The 25,806-nt window shown below is 52.9% G+C and carries 23 protein-coding genes; 12 read left to right on the top strand and 11 right to left on the bottom strand.

Annotated elements, in window-relative coordinates:
• Positions 1-26: 26 nt before the first annotated feature.
• Entirely contained in the window at positions 27-1,097 is a 1,071-nt protein-coding gene (locus NST26_RS26140) for a glycosyltransferase family 4 protein (RefSeq protein WP_209876019.1), read from the bottom strand.
• A 189-nt stretch (positions 1,098-1,286) separates the two neighbouring features.
• Between NST26_RS26140 and NST26_RS26135 the strand changes: the two genes are divergently transcribed.
• Positions 1,287-2,030 (top strand): YhcN/YlaJ family sporulation lipoprotein, encoded by a 744-nt coding sequence (locus NST26_RS26135; RefSeq protein ID WP_340980188.1) that lies wholly within the window; start codon positions 1,287-1,289, stop codon positions 2,028-2,030.
• A 210-nt stretch (positions 2,031-2,240) separates the two neighbouring features.
• Here the strand turns inward: NST26_RS26135 and nagA are convergent, their stop codons facing one another.
• From nagA to NST26_RS26100, 7 genes are all read right to left on the bottom strand, one after another.
• A complete protein-coding gene (nagA, locus tag NST26_RS26130; protein ID WP_340980187.1) occupies positions 2,241-3,434 on the bottom strand; it encodes an N-acetylglucosamine-6-phosphate deacetylase in 1,194 nt (397 codons plus the stop codon).
• Positions 3,422-4,150, bottom strand: a complete 729-nt coding sequence (gene nagB / locus NST26_RS26125; RefSeq protein WP_036727151.1) for a glucosamine-6-phosphate deaminase — start codon at positions 4,148-4,150, stop codon at positions 3,422-3,424. Before nagB ends, nagA begins: the two co-directional genes overlap by 13 nt.
• Positions 4,150-5,028 carry a MurR/RpiR family transcriptional regulator gene (locus tag NST26_RS26120; protein WP_036727152.1) on the bottom strand — a complete coding sequence of 293 codons (879 nt, stop codon included), beginning with the start codon at positions 5,026-5,028 and terminating at the stop codon, positions 4,150-4,152. The genes nagB and NST26_RS26120 overlap by 1 nt, the downstream gene beginning before the upstream one ends.
• Positions 5,029-5,663: 635 nt before the next feature.
• Positions 5,664-7,502, bottom strand: coding sequence for an FTR1 family iron permease (locus tag NST26_RS26115; protein ID WP_340950485.1), 1,839 nt, complete (start codon positions 7,500-7,502; stop codon positions 5,664-5,666).
• 336 nt (positions 7,503-7,838) lie between these two features.
• The gene (gene efeB, locus NST26_RS26110; protein WP_340980186.1) at positions 7,839-9,188 is read right to left on the bottom strand and encodes an iron uptake transporter deferrochelatase/peroxidase subunit; all 1,350 of its coding nucleotides are present in this window, start codon (positions 9,186-9,188) and stop codon (positions 7,839-7,841) included.
• Positions 9,189-9,192: 4 nt separating this feature from the next.
• Positions 9,193-10,107 (bottom strand): iron uptake system protein EfeO, encoded by a 915-nt coding sequence (efeO, locus tag NST26_RS26105; RefSeq protein WP_340950490.1) that lies wholly within the window; start codon positions 10,105-10,107, stop codon positions 9,193-9,195.
• Positions 10,108-10,308: 201 nt separating this feature from the next.
• Complete coding sequence (locus NST26_RS26100; RefSeq protein WP_340980184.1) at positions 10,309-11,286, bottom strand: LacI family DNA-binding transcriptional regulator; 978 nt, start codon at positions 11,284-11,286, stop codon at positions 10,309-10,311.
• Between the two features lie 477 nt (positions 11,287-11,763).
• Between NST26_RS26100 and NST26_RS26095 the strand changes: the two genes are divergently transcribed.
• Positions 11,764-11,988: a helix-turn-helix domain-containing protein gene (locus tag NST26_RS26095; RefSeq protein WP_019908812.1), complete on the top strand. Its 225-nt coding sequence runs from the start codon at positions 11,764-11,766 to the stop codon at positions 11,986-11,988.
• A gap of 122 nt (positions 11,989-12,110) precedes the next feature.
• Here NST26_RS26095 and NST26_RS26090 read toward each other — a convergent pair whose 3' ends face one another.
• Both NST26_RS26090 and NST26_RS26085 read right to left on the bottom strand, forming a co-directional pair.
• A complete protein-coding gene (locus NST26_RS26090) occupies positions 12,111-12,500 on the bottom strand; it encodes a hypothetical protein (RefSeq protein WP_340950494.1) in 390 nt (129 codons plus the stop codon).
• The gene (locus NST26_RS26085; RefSeq protein ID WP_339250786.1) at positions 12,497-12,757 is read right to left on the bottom strand and encodes a hypothetical protein; all 261 of its coding nucleotides are present in this window, start codon (positions 12,755-12,757) and stop codon (positions 12,497-12,499) included. The genes NST26_RS26090 and NST26_RS26085 overlap by 4 nt, the downstream gene beginning before the upstream one ends.
• A gap of 385 nt (positions 12,758-13,142) precedes the next feature.
• Between NST26_RS26085 and NST26_RS26080 the strand changes: the two genes are divergently transcribed.
• The 10 genes from NST26_RS26080 to NST26_RS26035 all read left to right on the top strand — a co-directional run bounded on the left by NST26_RS26080 (position 13,143) and on the right by NST26_RS26035 (position 24,963).
• Entirely contained in the window at positions 13,143-14,132 is a 990-nt protein-coding gene (locus NST26_RS26080; RefSeq protein ID WP_036723514.1) for a LacI family DNA-binding transcriptional regulator, read from the top strand.
• A 20-nt stretch (positions 14,133-14,152) separates the two neighbouring features.
• On the top strand, positions 14,153-15,142 hold the full coding sequence (locus NST26_RS26075; protein ID WP_340980183.1) for an N-acetylglucosamine kinase: 990 nt from the start codon (positions 14,153-14,155) through the stop codon (positions 15,140-15,142).
• Positions 15,127-16,425 carry a 6-phospho-beta-glucosidase gene (locus NST26_RS26070; RefSeq protein WP_340980182.1) on the top strand — a complete coding sequence of 433 codons (1,299 nt, stop codon included), beginning with the start codon at positions 15,127-15,129 and terminating at the stop codon, positions 16,423-16,425. The genes NST26_RS26075 and NST26_RS26070 overlap by 16 nt, the downstream gene beginning before the upstream one ends.
• Positions 16,426-16,449: 24 nt before the next feature.
• Positions 16,450-17,376 carry an ABC transporter permease gene (locus NST26_RS26065; RefSeq protein ID WP_340980181.1) on the top strand — a complete coding sequence of 309 codons (927 nt, stop codon included), beginning with the start codon at positions 16,450-16,452 and terminating at the stop codon, positions 17,374-17,376.
• Positions 17,377-17,419: 43 nt separating this feature from the next.
• Positions 17,420-18,310: a carbohydrate ABC transporter permease gene (locus NST26_RS26060; RefSeq protein WP_339250777.1), complete on the top strand. Its 891-nt coding sequence runs from the start codon at positions 17,420-17,422 to the stop codon at positions 18,308-18,310.
• Between the two features lie 34 nt (positions 18,311-18,344).
• Positions 18,345-19,991 (top strand): extracellular solute-binding protein, encoded by a 1,647-nt coding sequence (locus NST26_RS26055; RefSeq protein WP_340950502.1) that lies wholly within the window; start codon positions 18,345-18,347, stop codon positions 19,989-19,991.
• Between the two features lie 50 nt (positions 19,992-20,041).
• Positions 20,042-21,781 (top strand): family 10 glycosylhydrolase, encoded by a 1,740-nt coding sequence (locus tag NST26_RS26050; protein ID WP_340980180.1) that lies wholly within the window; start codon positions 20,042-20,044, stop codon positions 21,779-21,781.
• 12 nt (positions 21,782-21,793) lie between these two features.
• Positions 21,794-23,509, top strand: coding sequence for a protein O-GlcNAcase (locus NST26_RS26045; protein WP_340980179.1), 1,716 nt, complete (start codon positions 21,794-21,796; stop codon positions 23,507-23,509).
• A gap of 226 nt (positions 23,510-23,735) precedes the next feature.
• Positions 23,736-24,497, top strand: a complete 762-nt coding sequence (locus NST26_RS26040) for a SagB/ThcOx family dehydrogenase (protein ID WP_340980178.1) — start codon at positions 23,736-23,738, stop codon at positions 24,495-24,497.
• 58 nt (positions 24,498-24,555) lie between these two features.
• Positions 24,556-24,963 (top strand): hypothetical protein, encoded by a 408-nt coding sequence (locus NST26_RS26035; protein WP_339250767.1) that lies wholly within the window; start codon positions 24,556-24,558, stop codon positions 24,961-24,963.
• Positions 24,964-25,189: 226 nt separating this feature from the next.
• Here NST26_RS26035 and NST26_RS26030 read toward each other — a convergent pair whose 3' ends face one another.
• Entirely contained in the window at positions 25,190-25,720 is a 531-nt protein-coding gene (locus NST26_RS26030; protein WP_340980177.1) for an NAD(P)H-dependent oxidoreductase, read from the bottom strand.
• Between the last annotated feature and the right edge of the window lie 86 nt (positions 25,721-25,806).

The following is a 25,806-nucleotide window of genomic DNA, read 5'->3' as shown; positions in this document are numbered from 1 at the left end:
GGATATATGAAGCTTGCTTGCAATAGTTAGAAGATAGAGAAGGAGTTCATCATCTCGCGGAAGGAATGTGCGTATTGATCGAATCCGAAATGCGTAACCATATGCTGACGGCCCTGATAGCAGATGGCTTCACGCAGCGCAGTGTTATTCATCAGCTCAAGTCCTTCGTTCACGGCAGCCTCCACATTGCCAAGCGGATAGAATTTGCCGGTAATATTATGGGTGATGAAGGATCTTACCCCGTCGGAATCCGTGCTGAGTACCGGACAGGAGCAGCAGACAGCCTCAGCTACAGCATATCCGAAGCCTTCTGTGACTGAGCTGGACAGCAGGAAGCCTCCTGAAGCGGCAATCGATGAATAATAGACAGGCATCATCTGGTTAGGCATGTTTGTGAACACATTCAGCCGGTCATTCAGGCCAAGGGCATGCAGCTCTTCATTGAATGCCGCCTTCTGGTCATCTGAGGCCAAGCTCGGATCATGGAACATCCAGAGATGAAGGTTAGGCCTCTGTTTGCGGATATGATAGGCAATCTTCAGATACTCGCTCCAGTTTTTGTTGGGCTCCAGCCGCCCTACCCAGGCGATAACAGGATCAACGGGCGCTTCGGCTGGGATATAGCGGAATCCTTGTACATCCACGAGGTTCGGAATAACATAGCGCTGTAGCCAGGGGCAGATCTCGATAAACAGCTCCAGTAAATGATCGGTGGGGGGAATCAGCACGGCATTGCAGAAGGCTTGGAGATAAGGCACGGACTCTATAATCACGTTACGTGCTTCGCTTCGTGTTCCCAGACCCTGGGACTCGTAGATCAGGATGCCGCCATACCCCAGCCGGCGCAGGCGTTCAAGCAGCAGATAATCGGAGGTTACGATAATGGCGTCATAATGATGGGTATTCAGTACCGTTCTGATCTCTTCATCCTGGTTCGTGACAAATACCGGGAAGCTTACACTATTGTGGGTGCCGGACCCCGGCATGAGATAGAGCACATGGCATTCGATGCCGTTCTTCTGAAGGCTCTCACACCGCAGTCTGTTCAGGGTCTCAACCCCGCCGCTCGGTACATAAAACGTAAATAGAATTCTCAAGCTTACCCCTCCTGATCTGGACTCTCGCGGAGAAACACAGTCTGCTGTTATATAAGATACGCCGGAGTTCTCTTACATGTGACTGTGGAGGCAGCTCTGCCAAATCCTTTCTGGATAACCGGGCAGAGGAGGAGCCATGCTAAGGGTTGTCACACTACACTATATTATTCTGTGATGGGGGATGAAGGAATGTTGCGATCGAAATTAGGCTTGTCCGTGTCTGCAGCCTTGCTGCTCGGCACCATCAGTATGACCGGCTGCGGTGCCGGCCATTCGGCAGATAGCGGAAATATGCAGACGAAAAGTGTACGGGGGACAGACGGGCGAATCCACGTGAACTCCGCACGGGACATGAACCGTGACGATGACTTCGGCAGTATGGAGATGAGCAAGGAATTGGCTGACCGTGTTGCGGCGATGCGGGAAGTCCGTTCGGCTAACGTTATTATGGTTGGCAGAAGCGCTTATGTCGCTGTAATGCTGGAGGATGCTTCGGGCAAGGTCCACACCCGGAGTACCACCCGCGAGAAAGCTACCGGAAGAGGAACTGCTGCGGGGGTGCCGGGAATGACGGGAACAGGCGGCTCCATGGCCGGCATTCCGGGAAGTCTGACAGGCACTGGAACCATTGGCGGTACAGGTATGGCAGCTCCCGAAGATTATCCGGGGAACGGCAATAACGGGCTGATGTCCAGAAGCAGTATGGGGGAGGATAAAGACACGCTTCCCGGGGAGATCAAGAACAAAATCGCCGCAGAGGTTAAAAAAGGCAACACATACGTCAGCAATGTCTATGTCTCGGCGAACCCGGATTTCGTGGAACGGGCCGATTATTATGCCCGGGAATTCCGTGCCGGACATCCGCTCAGAGGCTTCGCGAATGAATTCCGCATCATGGCGGAACGGATTTTCCCTGCGCGCAGCGGACAGTAAGCAGGCGCTACAGCATAGTGCCTTGAATGAAGATAGTATTCCAAAGGGATATGAGGCTTATTCAAATGACGGCACAGCAGGGCAAAAGTGAATGACGACAGACGCAAACAATGCAGCCCTCTCACCCGGAAAGCCGGGGAAGAGGGCTGCATTGTTGTGTTTATACGAATACGAATACGAATACGAATACGAAGCTGTGTCTTATCCGGATCAGGCCTCCAGCTTGCGTCCGCCGATCCATACACCGCGCAGGTTCAGGTCTTGATCCAGCTGCAGAATATCGCCGCGCTTCCCTGCCTCAAGCGTTCCGATAGACCGCTGCATGCCGAGCGACAGCGCCGGATTTAGGCTGGCAGCCTGTGAGGCTTCCAGCAGGCTGAGACCAACCTCCTGAATTAGATAACGGAACCCGCTAATCATCGTCAGTGTGCTGCCGGCCAGCGCTTCGGGGTGCTCCTTCAGCGTGGCTATGCCGTCCTTGACGATCACAGGCAGATCACCGATGGCATATTCTCCGTCGCTAAGTCCGGTTGCTGACATGGCATCTGTGATCAGCAGCAGATTATGATTGTTTTTGAGCCGGGTAATGAGGCTGATGGCTGCCGGATGAACATGGATGCCGTCGGCAATCACCTCGGCTCTGATCCGGGGATCGAACAGGACGGCACCGGCTGTTCCCGGCTTGCGGTGATGCAGCGGTGTCATGGCATTGAACATGTGCACCGCATGGTTCAGCCCGGCATCTGCAGCGGTAATCACCTGCTCGAATGTGGCATCTGTGTGGCCGAGCGCAGCCGTAATGCCATGCTTGCGCAGCCACTGGATAGCTTCCAGGGCAGCTTCACGCTCAGGAGCCAGGGTGACCTGACGGATCATTCCCGGATACTTGTCCTCCCATTCCTCCAGCCATTCTATATTAGCCGGAACAATGTGCTCAGGATTCTGCGCTCCTGGCCATCTCACGCTGATGAACGGTCCCTCCAGATGTACACCTGCCAGCCTTGCATAAGGCATGCCGCCCTCACGGGAACGATAAGCATCCACCTCAGCTAACACCTGATCGATGTCTGCCTTGGCAGCCGTCATGGTTGTAGCAAGCATAGAGGTCGTCCCGTGTGAGGCATGGAACCGTGTGATATCGTCAAGCGCATCTGCATCGCTGTACATGAAGTCATGTCCGGCTCCGCCGTGCACATGCACATCGACGAATCCGGGGATCAGCAGACCTTGCGGCTCCCGGGTGACTGTCTGCCAGCTCTCATAGGCTGCGGGCAGCCAGGAGGCATCTCCGGCATATTGAATCAAGCCATCCGCTACGGCAATTACACCCTGCTCGGTGATTCCGTCAGGAGTCAGCACCTTGCCGTACAACAATTCTCCGTGCGCACCGTTTATTTCAGCCATTTCGCAGCTCCTTCATCCAGCAGGACGACCACATTTGGATGGCTCTGCAGCAGCGAGGCGGGACACTGGGTAGTGATTGGGCCCTCCAGCGCATTTTTAACTGCTTCCGCCTTCTCTTCCCCGCGGACCAGCAGTACAATCTGCTTCGCCTTAAGAATTCCGCCGATGCCCATTGTTACCGCCTGACGCGGCACATCCTCTACACGCTCGAAGAAGCGGGCATTGGCTTCCAGGGTCTCTTCCAGCAGATCGACCACATGTGTTCCGCTGCTCAGGCTGGCATCCGGCTCGTTGAAGCCGATATGGCCATTGCTGCCGATGCCGAGGATCTGCAGATCCACCGGACCGTTATCCTCCAGCAGCTTGTCATACGCACGGCATTCGGCCGCAAGGTCCGGAGCATTTCCGTTAGGCACATGGGTGCGTGCCAGGTCGATATCAATGTGATTGAACAGATGCTCATTCATGAAGCTCCGGTAGCTCTGCGGATGATCCACAGGCAGTCCGACATATTCGTCCAGGTTGTAGGATGATGCCTTGGCGAAGCTGACATTGCCCTTGCGGTGCATCTCCACCAGCTTCTCGTATACCCCGACAGGGGAGCTTCCGGTAGCCAGCCCCAGAACGGCTCTGGGATTGCTCTGCAGCAGACTGGCGATCAGGTTAGCTCCTGTGGCTGCGAAATCTTCTTCATGCTGAAATTTCAAAATGTTCATTAGATTTGACCTCCCCGTTTATGACGGTAATGTTGGACGTTCAGATAAGATTGCTCCAGCTTGGGGATGAAATCTCCAAACCGGGTACTGACCATGCCGGTGAACAGAATATCGATAATGTGCAGCTGTGCGATCCGTGAGGCCATATCACCGCGCCGCATGCCCTGCTCAAGAGACGAGGAGAACAGCGGAATATCAGCGAGTGTAGCGAGAGTACTGCTTCCGTATGAGGTTAACGACACCGTGGCTGCGCCGCTTGCGGCCGCACAGGTTAAGGCATCCACCGTCTCCGGGGTCTCTCCTGAATAAGAGACTGCGAAGGCTACATCGCCGGAAGAGAGTGAGGAAGCGGAAGTAATCTGCATATGGGAATCGGCAAAAGCGGTACAGTTCACGCCGATGCGGATCAGCTTTTGATAGAAATCCTGGGCTACGATGGATGAGGTTGCCATCCCGTACAGATCAACCCGCCGCGCCCGGCACAGCAGATCAATAACCTGCTGCAGCCGGCTCAGATCCAGCAGCGAGGTGGTATCCCGGATCGAGGCCAGGTGGTTGGCCTGCATGGCCTCTACAATGAATTGCAGCGGATTGCCGGCCACGATGTCCTGATAAGAGGAGCTGCCGGTCTCCGGCGAGCCATCGCTATGCGCCAGCTCAGCCGCCAGCTTGAGCTTGAAATCGGGATACCCCTTGAAGTGCAGCGCTTTGCAGAACCGCGTAATCGTCGCTGTGCTGATGCCGCATTCCTCCGCCAGCTCGGTGATGCCCATATGGACAATCTCCCCGGGCGAGGCCAGAATACGCTCAGCCAGCTTGCGTTCCATTTGCGACAGCTTGGGCTTGTCATGCTCCAGAGCATGCAGAATGGGAGACAAGCGTTCACCTTCTTTTCTATAGATTCAGATTCATGTAGCTTTCTCTACGTATAGAATGAAAATGCAGAAATGGACATGTAGTATGGATATACTTAGCTTTGCCTAATGTACCGATTATGAAATTATTTTACACAATTAATACGTTATTAAAGAAAATTATTTTCATATTCAGAATAAAACAAATCGCGGAAGGTTGCAATAGGCAGTTTGGTTTAAGGCTGATCTGGGGCTGAATTAAGGAGATGGAGGTGGTGGATTTGTGGTAGGGGAGTGGGGGTGAAAGGAATGAGGAGAGGAGGATGGAATGATTATTGTAAGAGGAAACAGTTGGATTTTTGTTACTTGTTAACTCATAATTCAGTTTGTCGTGGAAAATAATTGGATTTTTGCTGTTTAATTTTGCTCAAATTCCATTTTAAGCTGATTGCGGAAAAATTAACTGCTGTTTTTCCATCTATCATCCTTAAAAAGGATCCTACTCTTTTAGTAAGTGACGTTTTTCCACTAATTCATCTTTGCTTAATGCATTGGCGGATGGGAATACGGCTAACTCATATGGAAGGAGATACAAAAAGCTGCAATCTGCGTGTTTGAGGAGCACACGCACAGATTGCAGCTCTTTATAGTAAAAATGTTTACTTCGTGATCCCGTTTGCAGCCTTTGTCCTATTTGCAGTCCGTCTGCTGCGCAGCAGCTCCCAGAGGATGAAGACGAGGACAAGCAGCTGCGGGATGGTGGTCTCCCAGGTCGGATACATGCCAAGCCAGCCGATGGAAGGCAGCCTGTGCCCGTTATGGGCGGGCAGCTTGCCGGCGATCTGCAAGGCGTGAAGGCTCTCACCGAGGAAGCGGAACACCAGATAGTAGATCAGCACTGTAGCAGCGCGGAAGAAGGCGGCAACCGGCAATCTGGCGCTCAGTGCAATCATGGCATAGCCGAGGATAATCAGGACCACAAGGGCACTGCCAATCCCGAGCAGCAGTTGAGAGGTATCAATGGCCGGTGCCATTCCTGCGTAGAAAATCGTAGTCTCGGCCCCTTCGCGCAAAATGGCCAGCGCAGCGATGAAGAACAGGTACCATAGATTTCCTTTGGCCAGAGCGCCCTGCATCTGGCGGTCCACATATTTATTCCAGGCTGCCGTGCTGGATTTCCCATGCAGCCAGCGGCCGACGGTGAGCATCATGACCACAGCGACGAGGCCGGTGATGCCTTCGATCAGCTCGCGTGCGCCACCGGAGGCGGCTTGGGAGAGGGAATAGGTCAGCAATACGGCGAGGCCGATACTTGCAGCCAGACCCGCTGCCGCGCCGGACCAGACCCAGCGGCGGGCCGCCGGTACTGCTTCACGGCGCAGATAGGCAAGCAGGGCGGCGAGTACAAGAATCGCCTCCAGCCCCTCGCGCAGCAGAATGAGTGCCGCATCCCATGCGGTATAAGTCTGTTCCCCGGCCAGCGGCGTCAGCTCAGAGAGCATTGTGTCCATAAGCGATAGCGCTTGGTCCAGCTTCGGAGGACTGGAGAGCAGATAACCGGTGACGGCGGTGCTCTTGTTCTCGACGCTGGCATAGACCTTGGGTGAGGCCAGCTGGACCTGGCCTTCGGCCGAAGGCCAGGCAGCGATGAACTGTTCCATTATATCTGCGGCTGCTGTGCTGTCGCCGGTCTGGGCAGAGGCGGAAGCTTGCTTCAGATAGCTGATCAGCCCTTCAATGGAAGCCGGCTCCGCTGGCGCGCCACCGGTATCGACGGCCTTGCCTTCGCTGTAGCCGGACAGCAGCGTCACCAGCGCTTCCGCTTCCGCCTGCGCGGCCTCTCCACGGACCGGCTCTGCCTGCAGCGCAATGCGCAGCAGGCTCATCTTCGTCTCCAGCAAGCCGTAGACGGCGGGATTGTCCGCCCGGATGCCGCGTTCCACTGGCGTCCAGCCGTTCACCACGGCGCGGTAGGCTTCCGCCGCCGCGGCCCAGTCGGCGCTGCGCGCCGCATCCCGCGTGCGCTCCGCCGCGGGCAGCAGCTTCGCCGCCGCTGCGCGTCCGGCGGCGCCCGTGTCACCGCCGCCTTCGCCTGCGGCGGCGGTGACGAACGCGTCCACGCTGCGGGCGAGCGTGGACAGGGCCGCCTTGGCGGGCGCTCCGCCGCCGCCCGCCAAGGCTTCCGCCGCGGCGTCCAGCGCGGCGTCCACCTCAGCAGCCGGACCGGCGAGTGCCGGGTCCGGCTTGCTCTCGTTCGCGCTGCGCCACAGCGCCGCGAACGATTCAACATCGGCCGCCGCCGCCTCCCAGCGGCTCTGGCCGGCCTCGACCAGTGCGCTGCCTACAGGCGGCAGCAGCTCATCCAGCGGCGCGCCTGACGCAGAAGCCGGCGCGCCTGACGCAGAAGCCGGCGCGCCGGGGAGCAGCACAAGCAGGCAGAGGAGCAGCAGCACTGCCCTGATCGGCCGCCATGGACTATGTGTAACCGTGATCATCATCGGGATCATTCCCTTCAAGTTTAGCGAGGAGGGGTCAATTGCAACGGACTCAGCTGCGCCTATTTTAGTAATATTAACGTTTCTGCAAGTTAAACGGACTCAGTGGAGCTTATGTACAAATAATTGGGAGGAAAACGCCCGCTGTAGCGGAAATAAGCGCCGTGCAGTCCGTTGGAGTAGCTGAATATGCTCGAAAAGAGAAAATAAAGGCCTCTCAGTCCGTAACGATCAGCTACCTTTCCGTCCTCTCCGGTCCCCGAATCGCCGCTGCGCTTTCGGCCTCGCAATCCCCATAGCTCCTGCTTCCTCAGCGTCACCGGTCACAGCCTAGGCATTTCATCCCTCGAGCAGCAGCTCCCCGATATATCCGCCTTCCCGTACACCCGGGAAGCAGGCGAAGACGGCGCTGCCGGTGTGAACCATGTATTCATTCAGCCGGTCATTCTTCGCAAGGCGCTGCTGGATGCTGACGAACTGCTTCATCAGATCCTTTTGGAAGCTGATGAACACCAGACCGGCATCAAGCTGTCCGGTCTTGAGATCCATGCCGCTGGAATAGGAGTAGGAGCGGCGCAGAATCTTGACCGAGCCGTCCCCATGAGCGAGGGCGGAATGGGAATCCGGCGGAATGACGGGCTTGCCGCTGGCATCGGCTGCTGCCAGATTCAGCTCGGCGAATTCATCTCCGGCTCCAATCGGTGCACCGCTCTGCCGGTGCCGCCCGAAGGTGGCTTCCTGATCGCTCAGCGAGGAGCGGTCCCAGACCTCAATACGGAACCGTACGCGTCGCACCGCAAGATACGTGCCCCCGTTCATCCAGGCCGGGCCATCGGCGCTGCTGCTCCAGACGATATTTCGCATCTGCGTCTCATCGGTGACGTCCGGATTCCCCGTGCCGTCCTTGAAGCCAAGCAGATTACGCGGGGTGCCGCCTGACGGATCGGCGCTGCCGCTGCGCTGGAAGCCTTCCTGTGTCCAGCGCAGCACCGCCGTGCCCCGGGCGATGCGGGCCAGATTGCGGATAGCATGGAATGCCACCTGCATATCGTCCGCACAGGACTGGACACAGAGATCGCCGCCGCACCACTGCGGCTCTAGGCTGTCTCCTGGGAAGGACGGAAGCTCAGTGAAGGAAGCGGGGCGCTTTCCGGCCAGCCCGAACCGGCTGTCGAACAGGGCCGGACCTGCCCCGAAGGTAAGCGTGCACTTGGAAGGGGTGAGGCCGTCCGCCTCGCCGGTGTCAGTAGGCGGGAGATTGGGCTTGTCGTTCGCCGTGCCGATCATCGTACCCGAGGTCAGGGCAGCAGCGGCGGCAGTCCAGTCCTCCAGCAGTTTTTTCAGATCACTGACCTTGGTAGTCGTCACATCAAATGAAGCGAAGCACAGAAAATTCTGCGCAGGGGTAAGAATCCCCGCCTGATGCTTGCCGTAGAAGGGGATCGTATCCGCCTGCTCTTCATTCTGCCCGGAGGCTGCAGCGGCCGGGACTGCCCTTCCCGCTGCCTGGCGTGCCGCCATAATACCGCCCACACCGCCTCCGCCGAGCAGCAGCCCGAGACCCGAGGCACCGGTCAGCCGCAGCATATCGCGGCGGCTGAATTTGGTGTTGAACAGTTTGGTCTCCGGCGCAGGAATCCCGTGATCCGCGTCAGCCTTATTCCGGGAATTCTTATCTTTCTTGTTCATATCGTCACACTCCCAGAATCGTTCCCATATTGGATAGCGGCTCAGCCAAGGCGTCGAGGTTCTGGCTTAACCTGCGGACCTCCTCCGGTTTGAGCGTTTCGTAAGAGACGTAGCCCTCCCCCGATTTGAACGGCGCCAGCTCATTCATTAAGGCGGTGAACCGCTCGCCGATGGTTTGCTCAAGGGCCGGGTCTTTTTTGGCCAGCTCCGGCTTCAGCAGCTCATAGATCTTCTGGGCCCCCTCCACATTCGCCACAAAATCATACAAATCCGTATGGGAATAACGCTCCTCTTCCCCCGTTACTTTGGAGGAGGAGACCTCATTCAGCAGCTCAACAGCCCCGGTAACGAGCAGATTGGCATCGATTCCGGCCGTCTCCACCTTGGCGCGCAGCAGCTGCGCATCCTTCAGCAGGCGGTCCGCGACATCCGTCATGCCCTCCGTTGTATTGTTCTGCCAGAGAGCCTGTTCAATCTTATGGAAGCCGCGCCAGTCCGCAGCATCTACATCATTCTCACGGGCATCAATGTTCGGGTCCAGATCCCCAAGCGCTTCAGCGATCGGCTCGATCCGCTCATAATGCATGCGTGCCGGAGCATACAGCACCTTGGCTTCATCCAGCTTGCCCGCCTTGACAGCATCCGTGAAGCCCTCGGTCTGCTTAACGAACGCATCGCATTGTTCAATGACGTATTTGCGGTATTCATCGATGGCAGTGGTGAAATCTGCATTCGTCTCACCTCCGGCCTTCGCTACACTTTCTGCCCCGCTGCCTGCCTGGGCTGCAGCATTATTCCCTGAGTTGTTACCACTGTTGCCGTTGTTGCCATCGTTATTACTGTTGTCCTTGCCTGCACAGCCGGCAAACAGGAGGGAAGCCGCAAGCAAACCTGCGGGTACTGCATAGCCTATTTTCATCTGTATGGATACCCCTTTTCATTTATGAAAATGATAATCGTTATCAATAATGGACTTATCATAAATCTCCCCCTATTGGCTGTCAATAAAAATGTGATAATTATCATATTCATACTGATCCGCACAAATAAAATGCAAAAATACGCCTCCCGGCAGGCGGAAGACGCAGTTCGTATATATAAATTTCCGGCTGATCGGATTCTACACCGTAGCCCGCTCAATAATCCGGTAGTCCAGCTTGCGGTAGACCGGCTCGGGGCGCTCCGAGTGAATCTGCTCATGGATAATGCGGAAGGCGGCGGCCCCCATCTCATACAGGTGGTTGTCCATGGTGGTAATCTGAAGCAGCCGTCCGATCGGCTGGTTATCGAAGCCCATAACTGCGAGGTCCCCAGGGATGCTGAGGCCGGCTCTGCGCGCTTCAATAATCAGCCCGGCGGCGACATGGTCTCCAGTAATAATTATGGCTTCCGGCCGCTGTGGCATCTTCAGCAGGGACTGTGCAGCGGCTGCGCCGTCTTCCTCCGTTATACAGTCATAGATCATCCATTCCTCTTCAAAAGCCAGCTTATGCTCAGCAATGAATTCGCGGTAAGCAGCCTGCCGGATCACGGCGCTGCTGCCGTTACTCCTTCCTTCACAATACCCGATGGAGCGGTAACCTTTGCTGGTCAAGTACTCCAGCCCTTCCTTGAAAGCCGCATAATGCTCAATATAGACAGAGGAATAGCGCCGCTCTCCGCTGTCCTGGCAGGTGACGACCGGACCGTAGGCCGTGTACTCCTCGATGATGTCCGGTTTCAGCGCAGTAGATACAATAACAACACCGTCAATCTCTTTATGGCGCAGCATCTCCAGCACTTTGATTTCTTCTTCCTCCAGGTAATTGCTCTGGCACAGAATCAGCCGGTATTGCGAGAGCAGCGCCTCGTGGGCAAGGCCATTCATAATAATCGAGAAATAAAAAGCATGAATATACGGCAGAATCACCGCCACCGCACCGGTACGTCCGGTAATCAGATGAACGGCGTTCATATTGCGGGTATAGTCGAGCTGCTCAATTGTTTGCAATACAGCGGCTCTTTTGTCCTTGCTGACATACGGATGATTATTGAGCACCCGTGAGACGGTCGTTACAGACACTCCGGCCATCCGGGCGATTTCTTTAATATTAGCCACGTTCGTCTGCGCCTCCTGTGTGAGACTGGTATGTCATTATTCTAACATAGAAATGAACAGCTTTTCGGCCGATAAAAAGCTTGCTATGGAATCCATTTCATACTTTACACTGGGGGTGCAACAAGCCTTACCGGAGAAACCGGCGTGACCGCAAGGGCGTGACGGACCGGTAACGTTAGCCATTTCACGCTGCGGGCAGGAAGGATGTTCAGCAATATTTTTTGCCTGAGCAACCTTTTAGCAGCGTGGTTTCTATAGACATTGCCCGACGGATGCCGCCTTAATGACTAAGGAGCAGCAGCCGTTTTTTGTGTGCATTCCGGTCAGTAGTACCGGGTTTGTCCATGCTCCGCGCCTGCCCCCGCCCAATTTAATGCTGCGACAGCACCATTAACTGCCCCTCCACATAGTATGTTTTGACTGTATCCCTTTACCTTGTTATACCAAACAAACCCAGGGCAAGGAGGGGTGACACCATTGAAGGGCAACGAACATCATAGCAAATTTTTGCTGACGCATCGTGAACGCGAAGTATTCGAGCTTCTTGTGCAGGACAAAACTACACGGGATATTGCCGGACTGTTATTCATCAGCGAAAAAACCGTCCGCAACCACATCTCAAACGTAATGCAAAAATTAAACGTAAAAGGCCGTTCGCAAGCGGTTGTCGAGCTGATCAAGCTTGGGGAGCTGAAAATATAGCTGCCATGCTTCAGAGGTGATGCGTTTAAGCCTTCTCTTATCCTTCGGGATGAGGGGAGGTTTTTTGTTGCGGGCAAAAATAAACCAAGCGCTTGCTGACCTCTGATGGGGCATCGCTTGGTTTATTTATCAAGTTCGATGGTCATGGTTTCAAAATTCACCTTGCATTTGGCGCTCATCATAAAATCAATGCCAATAATTCCATCAAAGCCGTAAGGCTCTTGAATCGAACCAAGCTGTATGGGAAAATCACTCAAATCGATACCTTCAATGCAAAAGTCGGGAATCTGCTGCTTATAACAAATTTCGCTCGTTCCTCCTACTCCATACATTCGCTTGGCTCTTCCGTTAATAAAATCAATATCGATACCTATTACAGCAAGTATATCGGAATCAAAGACGGTTGCAGCACAGCCAGTATCAAATAAAAGATTCCTAAGAGAAATGGATTTACCTTGGTGAGTTAGTGTCAAAGAAATAATAGGCAGGCCATGGAGGAGGTGTAACTTCATATCGGTTGCCTTACTCCTGAGAAAAACTCTTCCACAACCTCAACATCATTTCTGCTTGTATGGAATACATACAGTTCACGGTTTGGATGAAGTTTATGCAGCTTTTTATAGCCGCTCCACGCTTCTTGCGGGTTATCGTAATCTTGTATGACTGCCATATCTTCTAAATGACGCATGCGGTTACTTGAGCTTGCTTTAATTGCTTCCACCAGTACAAAGCGGCTTGGGTGCAATTCTGTAATCTCTCCCCACTTCATTGGCTTCACCTCACTTGGTTTATCATATGTTTAGTATATCATAGCGGCTCTGCTTCAGCTTGCGCATCATTAAGCTTTCTCTTATCCTTCGGGATGAGATTTTTTTTGCTCTTACTAGTCCCGGCGATCCAACCTCCCGAAATATTAAGTCAAGTCCGGCTGCATTTTATGGATTGACGGCTGGGGGAATTGGTTGTAAAATCAGTGTAAAGTATAAACCTTTAAACTTTAGGGAAGGTTTTGATACTTTTAATAAATGCAAAGCTGACGCACAATGTCCGATTTTTCAGTCAGGCTGTAAGTTATGGTGTGCTGAGTAAATCTTTTTTATTTCTTTGAAAGTTAAATCGTTTAAACTTTTAAGTGTGGAGGCATAGATACTTAGATGAATATTCATGATGTAGCCAAGAAGTCGGGGCTCTCTGTAGTGACCGTATCCAGAGTACTTAACAATTCCCCCTCTGTACGTGAAGGCAACCGCCAGAAAGTGCTGAGAGCGATAGAGGAATTAAATTATCAGCCTAATTCAGCAGCACGGAGCCTTGTGCGCGGCAAGACCGGAGTCATCGGGATGTCGATTACCAACTTTAATGACTCTTTCTATGACCGTGTGATCCGCGTGGTGAACCGGAAGCTGGCAGAGCAGGGGTACTTTCTGGCCCTGTCCATAGCCGAGAACGATGATGATGGCGTGAACTTCCTGTTCCAGAAGGACCGCGTGGACGGGATTATCCTGCTGTCTCCGCTGGAGGAGAAGGAATATGTGGAGGAGCTGAAGCGAAAGAACATCCCTGTTGTCCTGCTGGATAACCAGTTCGAGCATGAGGATGTTCCGAGTGTCGTCGTTGATAACTATCAGGGCGGGTATGAAGCGACAAGACACCTGATTAGTCTTGGACACACCCAGATCGCCTATATCGGCGGCCCTTCGGAGTTCCTGAGTGTAACGGAGCGCAAACGGGGTTATGTCCAGGCGCTGGATGAAGCGGGACTAACGCCCTTTGGCACGGAATATTGCGGCTTTACGGTAAGCAGCGGTTATGAGGTGGCGAAGAGATGGGTCCGCGAGGATAAGCTGCCGACAGCCATTTTTTCGGGAGACGACTTTATTGCCCTCGGGGTTGTTCAAGCCCTGCGTGAGGAGGGGATTCTGGTGCCTCAGGATATCTCCGTGGTCGGCTTTGATGATCAGCAGTTCGTCGGTGAATTCTACCCGCGGCTCACAACGGTCAGACAGCCAGAGGCGCAGATGGGCAATATCGGCGTTGACTTACTGCTGAAGCTGATCAATGGGGAGGTGATGCCCCCTGCGGTAACGAAGCTTGCTCCTCAGCTTCTCATCCGTGAATCTACCGCTTCTGTTCGATTAACTTGAAATTTAGGAGTGAATGATCTGTGAAGTATTTTTTGGGAGTGGATGCAGGGGGCAGTAAGACCTACGCAATGATTGCAGATGAACAGGGGAAGCTTCTCGGTGCAGGCAAGGGGGGGAACGGAAATCATCAGCTGAACCGTGAGCAGGCGGAGAACAGCTTGCAACAGGCTGTATCGGAAGCCATTACAGCATCCGGGCTGACCAGGGAGCAACTGGATTATTCCTGGTTCGGATTGGCGGGAGCGGACAGAGAGGCTGATTTTAGGATTTTACGGCCTATCATCGGCCGCCTCGGCCTTCCCCGGACGGAGTTTTCCTGTGATACCTGGAATGCGTTGCGTTCAGGTACAGAGAAGAATTACGGGATCGTGCTGATTTGCGGATCGGGCGTGAACTGCAGCGGCAAGAATCCGGCGGGTGCTACTTATCAATGCGGCGGATTCGGATACCGGTTCGGGGATTTCGGCGGCGGCTATGACTTAAGTATGGAGGTCTTCCGCAGCGTCCTCAGGGCGGATGACGGAAGAGAACAGAAGACGGTCCTAAGCGAACGCTTAACTCAGTTGCTGGGCTATTCCAATGTCCCGCAGCTAAGAGAGGATTACCTCGATCATTTCAGAGACCTGCCTCCCCAAATTGCGGAGCTGCTGTTTCAGGCGGCAGAGGAAGGGGACCCGGTGGCCACCGGGCTGCTGGTCAAGCAAGGGGATGAGCTGGGTCTGGCGGCTGCCTCGGCTGTCCGCCGGTTGGCCATGGAGGAGGAGTCCTTCGACATCGTGCTTGCAGGCAGCCTGCTGACCAAGGGAGACCGCCCGGGTATCATCCGCCGGGCCATTGAGCGAAGAGTGAAGCAGGCGGCTCCGTACGGCACATTAAGGATTTTAACCCGGGAGCCGGTTGTAGGGTCGGTCGTTCTGGCAATGGAAAGTAGCGGGTTGCATGTGAATCAGGAGGTTCTTGATCATCTATCACAGGGTAAGGAGGAGCAATTATCATGGGGGAAACCTTGAAGCTGGTTGTTATCGGAGCGGGGTCGTCGTATACGCCTGAATTAATTGAAGGGATCATCCTGCACCACCAGGAGCTTCCTGTCCGCGAAATATGGCTGGTGGATATTGAAGAAGGAAGAGAGAAGTTACATACGATTACGGAACTGAGCAAGCGCATGATTGCTGAATCCGGACTGCCGATTGCCGTTGCAGAGACGCTTGATCGCCGGGAGGCTATTGCCGGAGCGGACTTCGTCTGCACGCAGATCCGGGTAGGGATGCTGGAAGCACGCAAGTGGGACGAATTGATTCCGCTTCGATACGGTGTCATCGGTCAGGAGACGACGGGTCCCGGAGGCATGATGAAGGGCCTGCGGACTATCCCGGTCATTCTGGATATTTGCAGGGATATCGAGGAGCTGGCTCCGGATGCCTGGCTGCTGAATTTTACGAATCCGGCCGGGATGGTGACTGAAGCAGTTCACAAATATTCATCGGTTAAAAGCGTAGGCCTGTGTAACTCGCCAATCGGGTTTCAAAAGTGGCTCTCCGGGTTCTTCGGACTTCCCATAGAGAAGATCTATGCGGAGTTTGTCGGCATCAACCATCTGCACTGGGTATCCGATGTCGTGATTGACGGGAAGAGCAAGCTGCAGGAGCTTATTGATTACCCCGAGAGCTATAAGGCAAGCAATGTGCCGTTTGATTCCTGGGACCACCGGTTTCTGAACAGTCTGAAAGCTATCCCTTCCTATTACTTGAGCTATTACTATATGACGGATGCGATGCTGGCGGAACAGAAGGAAGCCGCAGCAACGGCCGGATCACGCGCTGAAGTCGTGAAGAAGGTGGAGGAGGAGCTGTTTGAGCTGTACCGGAACGTTGAGCTGAAGGAGAAGCCGGGGCAGCTGGAACAGCGCGGCGGAGCCTATTACTCGGAGGCGGCAGTGCTGCTGATGCGTTCCATTCATAATGATTCGCGCGATATCCAGACGCTGAATGTAAGGAATAACGGAATTATTGATTTCCTGCCGGACGATGCCTCGATTGAGGTGAATTGTATAGTCACCAAGCAGGGGCCGCTGCCGATTCCGCTGCGCAAGGTGCCCCAGTCTGTCAGAGGTCTGCTGGCTGCCGTCAAGCAATACGAGAGCCTTACCGTTGAGGCGGCTGTACACGGAGACCGGGATGTGGCCCTGCAGGCGATGGTTCATCATCCGCTCATACCTTCGGTTACCGTAGCGGAACAGCTGCTGGATGAAATGCTGGAGAAGAACAAACCGTTTTTGCCGTTATTTCAATAGAATCGTCCAGAGGAGGTCAAGCGGATGAATACGGCCGGGAAACCGAGCAGGTGGAAGCAGTTTAACAGTCAATTGGATTTGCAGTCTATGGTTTGGCCGGGAATTATCTTTGTATTCATTTTCAGTTACATTCCGATGTATGGCGTGGTTATGGCGTTCCAGCAATACGATATTTTCGGCGGTATGATGAATAGCCCCTGGGTGGGATGGATGCAATTCAGAATGTTCTTCGAGGCGCCGGAGTTCTGGAATGTGATGCGCAACACCCTTGTGATTAGCCTGTTAAAATTGATTATCTCGTTTCCTGCCCCGATACTGCTTGCCCTGATGCTGAATGAAGTCGGGCATATGGGCTTCAAACGCGTGATCCAGACCGTCAGCTACCTACCTTATTTCCTGTCCTGGGTTATTGTATCCGGTTTCGTATTTTCGCTGTTGTCCGTTGATAACGGAACGGTGAACTATCTGCTGGAACGGTTCAATCTGGTCCAGGAGCCGGTTAACTTCCTTGCAGTACCGAAATACTTCTGGTCTATTCTGGTAAGTGTAAATGTCTGGAAGGAGGTCGGATTCGGAAGTATTGTCTATCTGGCGGCGATTGCCGGCATTGATCCGACCCTGTACGAGGCTGCATCTATAGACGGAGCAAGCCGCTTTAAGCAAATTCACCTGATTACACTCCCCAGCATTACCCCCATTATCGTCATCTTTATGATTCTTGCCATCGGCGGTCTGCTCAGTGCGGGCTTCGAGGATATTCTGCTGCTTGCAACCAATCCAATCCTCAGGCCCTACTCCGATGTGATCGACACCTATGTGTACCGCGTCGGGATATTAAATGCCAGATTCTCTTATGCGACAGCGGTAGGGCTGTTCAAAGCGGTAATCAGTGTCCTTCTGCTGGTGACAGCCAACAAAATCGCGCGCCGGGCAGATGTAAGTCTCTGGTAGATACCACAACAATGCTCCATAAACCTTTTAGGAGGGCCGAACAATGAGACTAAGCCTGGGCGACAAAATGATGCAGCGGAGTATTTATATCCTTTTGGCATTGCTGGCGCTACTCATGCTGTACCCGTTTTGGAACGCGCTCGTCATTTCCTTTAATCTGGGGAGCGATACGGCGCTCGGCGGTGTAACCTTGTGGCCGAGAGCCTTTACCCTGGAAAATTATTATATTGTGTTTCAGGATGACCGCCTGCTGAATTCGTTTCTGATCACCATTCTCAGAACGCTCTGCGGCACAGCATTATCCGTATTCTTTACGGCCTTGCTAGCTTACGGCATGTCCAAGAAGACCTTACTTTTCCGCAAGCAATATATGGTGTTCTTCATGATTACGATGTTCTTCAGCGGAGGGCTTATCCCCAGTTATTTACTCATCCGTTCTTTGGGGATGCTGGATACCTTTTGGGTGCTGATTATCCCCGGCATCATCAGCGTCTGGAACATGATTGTCATCCGCACCTTCTTCAGCGCTTTGCCGGAGGGACTGGAGGAATCCGCCAAAATCGACGGCAGCAGCAACTACGGCATTTTCTTCCGGATCGTGATTCCCGTCTCCGGCCCGGTGCTGGCCACGATAGCCTTATTCACCGCAGTCGGTTACTGGAATGACTGGTTTACGGGAGCGATCTACATTACCGAGGATCACCTGCTGCCTATACAGACGCTGCTGCGGCAGGTAATGAACTCCAACATCATGACCCAGATTGGCTCCTCGAATGCGATCGCGCTGGATCATATGAACCGGAATCGGACGATTACCACGAAGTCACTGACTATGGCTACGATGATGATCGCTACTATTCCGATTATCCTGACCTACCCTTTTCTCCAGAAGTACTTTGTGAAGGGCGTGATGGTCGGTTCATTGAAAGAATAGCAGTCCCCATCTTACGTAGAAAGAAGGAAAAAGAATGCGCAAACGCCTGACATGGGTAGCTCTGTTGCTGACTTCGCTGGTGCTGCTGCTCGCTGCCTGTAGCGGAGGGGGGAATTCTGACACTTCACAGAACACAAGCGGGAACAATCTGAATACCGGGGCCGCTACAGATGACGGCAGCGGGATCAAGCCTGTGACCTTCAGCTTCTATGGCAACTACGACTGGCTCACGACATCACCATGGGGGGAGAATGAGGCGACGAAGTGGATTCAGGAGAACCGCAAGGTTACGGTTGAACCGATCCAATCCGGAGGAGCGGCCGGAGAAAAGCTGAACACGATGATCGTCGGCGGCGATTTGCCGGATGTCATTTTTACGGACCGGGGGTCCTCAGTGGAGAGGCTGGTGCAGGCGGGGCAGCTCGTTGCACTGGATGATTACTATGAGAAATATCCGAACTTCAAGAAATATGTGAAGGAATCGACCCTGAATCTGCTCCGTTCCGACGACGGGAAAATCTATCAAATCCCGAACTGGTATACCTCCGGGCAATTCGGCAACGGCGGATGGATGGTGAATAAGGATATCTATAACGCACTCGGCAGGCCGGCGCTGGAGACCTTTGATGACTTGTATCAATATTTGCTCCTGGTGCAAGACAAGTATCCGGATGTAGTCCCTCTGGAGGTTGGGGAGAAGGGTGCAGGTCTGGAGATCATGTATGGCGGCTTCAAGGAGAACTCCACCAGCAAGTTCGTTACACTCATGGGATATCCGGATGGCGATAAGCTGTCATCGATCCTGGATGATCCCGCTTACGAGGAGATGGTGCTGTACATCAATAAGCTGTACCGTGAACGGCTAATTACACAGGATGCGCTGCAGCAAACCCAGGATGCGGTCAAGGAAAAGGTCAATACCGGCCGGGTAGCAGTCATGGTCGAATCCAATATCACTACGTATGGAGCCGAGGGACACCGGGCATTGACAGCAAGCAATCCGGACAGCGGTTATGAAATTATCTGGCCTGTCCACAAAGCAGGAGTAGACAAGACCAAAGTATTTGTAAGCGGCTTTGAGACGCTGGGCTGGAACGTCAGCGTCATTACCAAACAAGCCAAGGACCCGGAGGCTATCTTCGCTTACTTTGACTGGATTACGGGTCCGGAGGGACAGAAGGTGCTATTCTTCGGCCCCAAGGGCTTGTACTGGGATGAGGAGGATGCGGATGGAGCGCCGATTCCAAACGAGAAATACAAGACAACGCCTGCTAACGAGCGTACGGATACGATGCGGAAATTCGAGGACTTCAACTGGGCCGGGAATACGACCTTCATTGATACGGCCAAAATGAGCCTCGAGGCGCTGCTCTCCGCGAACCAGAAATCCTGGGAGACCGTGGCCCAGTCCACCGTGACCTGGAAAACCGCGCTGGACATTACACAATTCGTAAATACCGATCCGCTTCCGGATACGGAGACCGGCATTATCGCACAGAATATCGCAGATATTTACACTCTTGCTTACGCCCAGATGGTTCAGGCGAAATCGGATGAAGAGGTGCTGGCAGCACTGGATACCGCCAGAAAGAACACCGAAAAAGCCGGGCTGGATAAGCTGCTTGAGTTCAGAACTGAAAAATGGCAGGAAAATGTGAAGAAAATGAACCTGACGAAATAACTGCCGTACGGGCAACTGGCCAAATAAAACTATGATGTGGAGGCGATATTATGGCATTTGCATTGAGATCGAGGTTCATGGCAGTGTTAGGCATTGTGTTGGTTTCTTCGGTAGCGGGGGGTTCCCTTCCCCTTCCGGCACAGGCCGAGGAGCAGAGCAATCCCCCATTTGAGACGGAAGTGATTGTACGGACTGTTAACCAGTTCAAGAACTTGGCGGATGTGCAGAATTTCATCGCGCTGTCCACCAGCTACGGGGTCGATGTCATCAGCATGAATGTGAAGCAGGATGAAGATGATGAGGTTCCGTCCGGCAGTGTATTTTATCAGAGTGATATCGCTCCTATTGCCCAGGGCTATCAGAATTTCGATGCTTTGCAGGCTGTCATTACGGCAGCTCATGCCGCAGGCATCAAGGTTCATGCCTGGATTCCCCAGTTCCATGACCAGCAGGCCTTCCTCGCTCATGATGAATGGCAGATGCAGTCGCTGGTGAACGGGGTTCAGACTCCGTTTACGGGCTCTAACGGCAACGAATATTTCGTCAATCCGATTCACCATGAAGTGCAGCAGTATGAACGCTCCATCATTCAGGAAGTGATCGGGAATTATGATGTGGACGGTGTTGTACTGGACTGGATCCGCTTCGACAATTACAACATGGATGTCAGTGATTATACGGTTGCCAAGTATCAGGCGCAGTTCGGGTATTCGCCGCTCAGCATTGACTTCAATACGGATTCGCCGCAGCGTCAGCAGTGGAATGAATGGAGAACTGAACAAATCGGACAGTATGTAGGCGATATCCGTGAGGATATTTCCGAATCCGCGAATCCGGATGTGCAGCTCGGTGTATATATTCTGCCGCCGGAATTTACCGAGGTTGGACAGAATGTAGCCAAGTTCAAGGATGAGATCGACTTTGTCGCACCGATGGCGTACTTCGATGACTGGGAATTCAACAGTGATTGGGTATACAGCACCTCCTACGGTATCCTGAAGGATACCAGTGACGCGATCAGCGGCAGTGATGTGGATATTGTAGCTACCCTGGATAATGACTGGTCCGATGATCAATATCAGGAGGTCTACAAGGGCATCCGCGAGAATTATCCGGGTGTGAAGCGCCTGTCGTTCTTTGCCTACGGGGCCTGGCCGGAAGAGGAACTGGCAAACATCCATGAACGTGAGACCTGGCCGACGCCGGGCTGGACGGCTCCGGTAGAGCAGGACTATCCGGCCCAGCTGCCTGCGGTATGGAAGGCGCGGAATATCGGTTCCATGCCGGGGAACGCCACCTACAATGCTTCCAATAAGCAGTTTACACTCAGTAGCAGCTCTACGGATATTTGGGGGAATGGGGATCAGCTGAATTATATCTACCAACCCGTGAGCGGCAATGCGGAGATTGTGGTTAAGGTGCAGTCCACCAGTTGGCTGGACGGCTGGGCCAAGGCCGGCATTATGATCCGGGAGTCCCTGAGCCATAATTCCAAGCACGCGGATATGATGCTTACCCCATCGAATGGGGCCACCTTCCAGTATCGTTCAGAAACTGCGGGAACTATGGCCGATCATACGGCAACTGCCTCAGCTCCGAAATGGCTGAAGCTGACAAGAACCGGCAATACGTTCAAAGGGTCGATTTCGGCAAATGGGAGCAGCTGGCAGACGGTCGGAACCATTCAGATCCCGATGAAAAGCAAGGTGTATATCGGGATTGCCCTCAGCAACCCCGGGAATGACTCGCGGAACAAGGCCGTGTTTGGAAATGTAAAGGTTACGGATTAAGGAGGTATGCATATGACGATGCCGTTAAGGGAACGGCAGTATTACTTTCGGGACTATTACGATCAGGGTGAAGAGTTGGTGGTGGAAGGGCAGCAGTTGAGAATCGAGCTGACTTCAAAGTTCTCCATGATCCAGAAGTGGGAGTGGCCGCTTGCCGCCGAAGGCCCGATTGTGATCCTTGAGCCGTCTGGAGAAAATGAGGAAACACCTGAACCTGGAAATATCAAGCTGGAACTTAAATATGAGAGATCGCTTAAAGCGGATGGCTATCTGCTGGATATCCGTAAGGACGGCACAGTTACCATAGCTGCCTCCAATAAGAGGGGACTAAGGTATGGAATGGATGCTCTGCACCGGCTGCTGATCCTAGATGAAGGCAAGTGCCGCTTGCCTGTGGCGACCATTCACGATGAGCCTTCTTTTCCGGTCCGCGGCATTATTGAAGGCTTCTACGGCACGCCGTGGAGCTTCGAGGACCGGATGGATGCTGTGCGTTATCTGGCGGCTCACCGGATGAATACCTTCATGCATGCTCCCAAGGATGATCCCTATCACCGCGAGCTATGGCGTGAGCCTTATCCTGAGAATCTGTTCGAGCAGATTCGTGAGCTGAAGCAGGAATGTGATACGCAGCTGGTGGACTTCTATTATTGCATTAGTCCGGGGAATGATCTGCAGTTTCGCAGTGAAGACGATTTTGCCAGTCTGGAAGCGAAGCTGACAGCGATGATCGCCATCGGGGTCCGGCATTTCGCTCTGCTGATGGACGACATCGACTACGCCTTGTCAGGGGAGAACCTTCATTACCTTGAGCGCTCCGGACTGGCACACGCTTATGTGGCCAACCGTGTCTACGACTATTTAAGCCGTCAATTGCAGAAGGTTATGCTGGTGATGTGCCCCTCTGAGTACTGGTCCTCCTGGGATACCGAATATAAGCGGGATATCCGCGAGAAGTTGCATACGGATATCAAGATATTCTGGACCGGATCTGCCGTTTTTGCCCGGCAAGTCGGGAGCAGGCATGCACGGGATAATTACAGCCATTACGGACATGAGCTGTGGCTGTGGGACAACATACCTGTCAATGATGCCGACTATGACCGGTTGTTTCTGGACCCGGTCCGCGGGCGTTATTCCCGGCTTGGCCAGACCGGACATCAGGCCGTGGTAGCGAATCCGATGGTGCAGTGGGAATGCTCCAAGATTACACTGAACACCATGGCCCACTATATGTGGAACAGTGAGCGTTATATGCTTGAGCTATCCTGGGAGCTGTCGGTCCGCGAATTTGCCGGAGAGCTGGCAGACGACATGATGTTCTTCTGCCGCCAGAATCTCAATAGCCAGCTCTATAGCGGTGGATATGAGGAACTGAAAGAGGCTGTGCACAGCAGAGATATCCACTGGCTTGATGCGTATTTCGACCGACTGGAGAGCGTCTCCTGCAGGCTGCTTGAAATGGAGAATTCCAAGTTCCAGACGGAAGCAGGCCCCTGGCTGCACAGAGCCCTGGCGGATGTAGAGCTGTGGAGAGCCTTGCGGCGGAAGGTAATAACCGGGGGGACTGAACCCGGAGCCGATGAAGAACTGCGTAAGCGGGCCGAAGCCTGCCGGGCCTTTGAGGTCCGGCTGGGGAGTGATCCCGCCTGGATGGCAGCCGAGGCCTGGGGACTTGCTGCCAGGGAAGGCAAGAAGGGATACCGGCTGATTTTGGAGGATGAGTAGAGTAGGTTAAAAGCCGTCCGCATACGCTTCCCGAGCCAGATTACGCTGGGAGCTGATAATATAGCTGCCGCGCTTAAGAGATGACGCGATGAAGACTTCCCTTACCCTTCGGGGTGGGGGAGTTTTTTGTTGAAGTGCGAAAACAACAGAAGAGTGAGTTAGATCACCATCTGAATTTTATCAAATGATAAATTATAGCTATTAAGGTAATCCGGGAGGAACTGTTATGACCAGATATGAACAACAACGAAATTTTCTGAAATCCAATTTTCATGAATTCAAGCAGATCAAAACAGACAAGATTAAGGGCATTGCACAGCCACCGATTGTGAAGTCATTTCATGCGGAATCACAAATTATTGATCTGCCAAAGGTTAGTAGAGACGTAGTGAGTAAAGAGAGTATATTTGACTGTATAGAGCAGAGAAGAAGTACACGCTTCTATTCGGCCGACACGCTAAGTCTAGAGGAGCTATCCTATTTATTGTGGGCCACCCAGGGGATTACTGGAATGAACAAGAACGGGCTTACGCTGCGGACTGTACCCTGCAGTGGCGCGACACACACCTTTGAGACCTACTTGATGATTATGCGGGTAGAAGGCATCCGGCAGGGGATTTACAGATATCTTCCTGTGGAGCATCAGCTCTTGTTTATGTTTGAATTGGATGAGCTGGAGCAGAAGATTGATGCCATTACGCTGGATCAGCCGTTCGTCCCTAACTTTGCACGCAAGGCTTCTGTGCTGTTCGCCTGGAGTACCACACCGTACCGTTCTGAATGGAAGTATGATATTTCAGCCCACAAAAAAATCCTCATCGATGTTGGACATGTCTGCCAGAATCTGTACCTAGCCAGTGAATCGATCGGAGCAGGCGCCTGCGCTATCGGAATCTATGACCAGAAGCTGATTGACGAGATTTTGGCGCTGGACGGAGATGAAGAGTTTGTGATCTATCTTGGCGCAGTGGGGAAGAAGCGGGAATAGCATACTATATAGAGTCTATATAGAGTGAACGTAAGAAAGTAACTTGCTGGGAGGTACTATGCCAAATATCAAAAAAATAGATCTGGTCACCGCCAAAGTAACTGACTTTACAGTGAATGATCTGAAGTTCATTACAGATTACAGATACTGGGTTGAGCTGGATACGGTACAACTGTTCGATGAATACAATACGCCAATGCTGCTAATCAACTTTGTTTTAATACCTAAAGGCGGTAAACCGATATATAAGGTCAGCATTCAATTTCAAAAGGTGGGGAAATTTCAGATATCTGCCGGAGGAATGGTAATCCAATTATCCAGCTTTGAGATTTTGAATATTTCGGACAGGGGCTGGGATTCCGTTAAATATCTTGTCAGGGATATTGAGAATGAGGAACGGTTTAAGTTCTACTGTAATGACATTGAAGTGGTTGCTATCGAGGAAGTCGATTGGATTATTGGCTAACAGCAATGAATGGTGTACTTATTGCAACTCTATGACCTGGAACTCTAGCAATTTGCTAGAGTTGTTGTATAAAATGCAAGAATGGCCCCGCTAAGCCGCTTGGAGGAAGAGAAATCCTGCTTTTTATACAACACTTTGGGATTATGGCCGAGATGAGCAGGGGGATGTTGCATTTGGAGCAGGATTTTCAGAAAAAGTACTAAAAGGGGGAGTTATCTCCCCAATCTTAACTGTTCCCAATAATATATTCCACATAATCCGCCGCACTCTGGTTAATCTCTTCGTCACTCGCCTGGAAGGAGGCGCCGAAGACGGCGAAATAGGGTAATACGGTTGCGCCTACATGTACTGTACTGGCTTTGAAAGGCGCGATCACTTCATCTACGGTAAAAGAAACAGAGCCGGCCGGCTGGTAGTTTTCCTTTTTATCGCCGATGGTCATAGCTATGCCCAGCTTCTTACCCTTCAGCTTGTTCCCGTTCGAGCCGTAAGCCCAGCCGTGAGTGAACACATCGTCCAGCCATTTTTTCAGCAGCGGGGGGTAGCTGTACCAGTATAAGGGGAATTGGAAAATAATCAGGTCATGCGCCTCCAATAAACGCTGCTCCCGCAGAACATCGATGCTCCAGTCCGGGTACTCCTTGTAGAGCTCGTGGACCGTAACGTCCTCCGGATGCAGCAGCAGCTCTTGTCTCCATCTCCGGTTCACTCTTGAAGCTTCTATATCGGGGTGTGCCAGGATAATCAGGGTTGTCATTAGGGATCACCTTTCCGGGGTATAATTTGTGTTGTGCAGCTGCTTTTATTATTTTGCAAGTTCCTGAAAATGTAAATACACACAAT

It is taken from the genome of Paenibacillus sp. FSL R7-0128, assembly GCF_038002245.1.
In the GTDB taxonomy this organism is placed as follows: Bacteria; Bacillota; Bacilli; order Paenibacillales; family Paenibacillaceae; genus Paenibacillus_AQ; species Paenibacillus_AQ silagei.
Note: the sequence above shows the minus strand (reverse complement) of the source record. Positions and strands in the feature narration are given on the sequence as shown.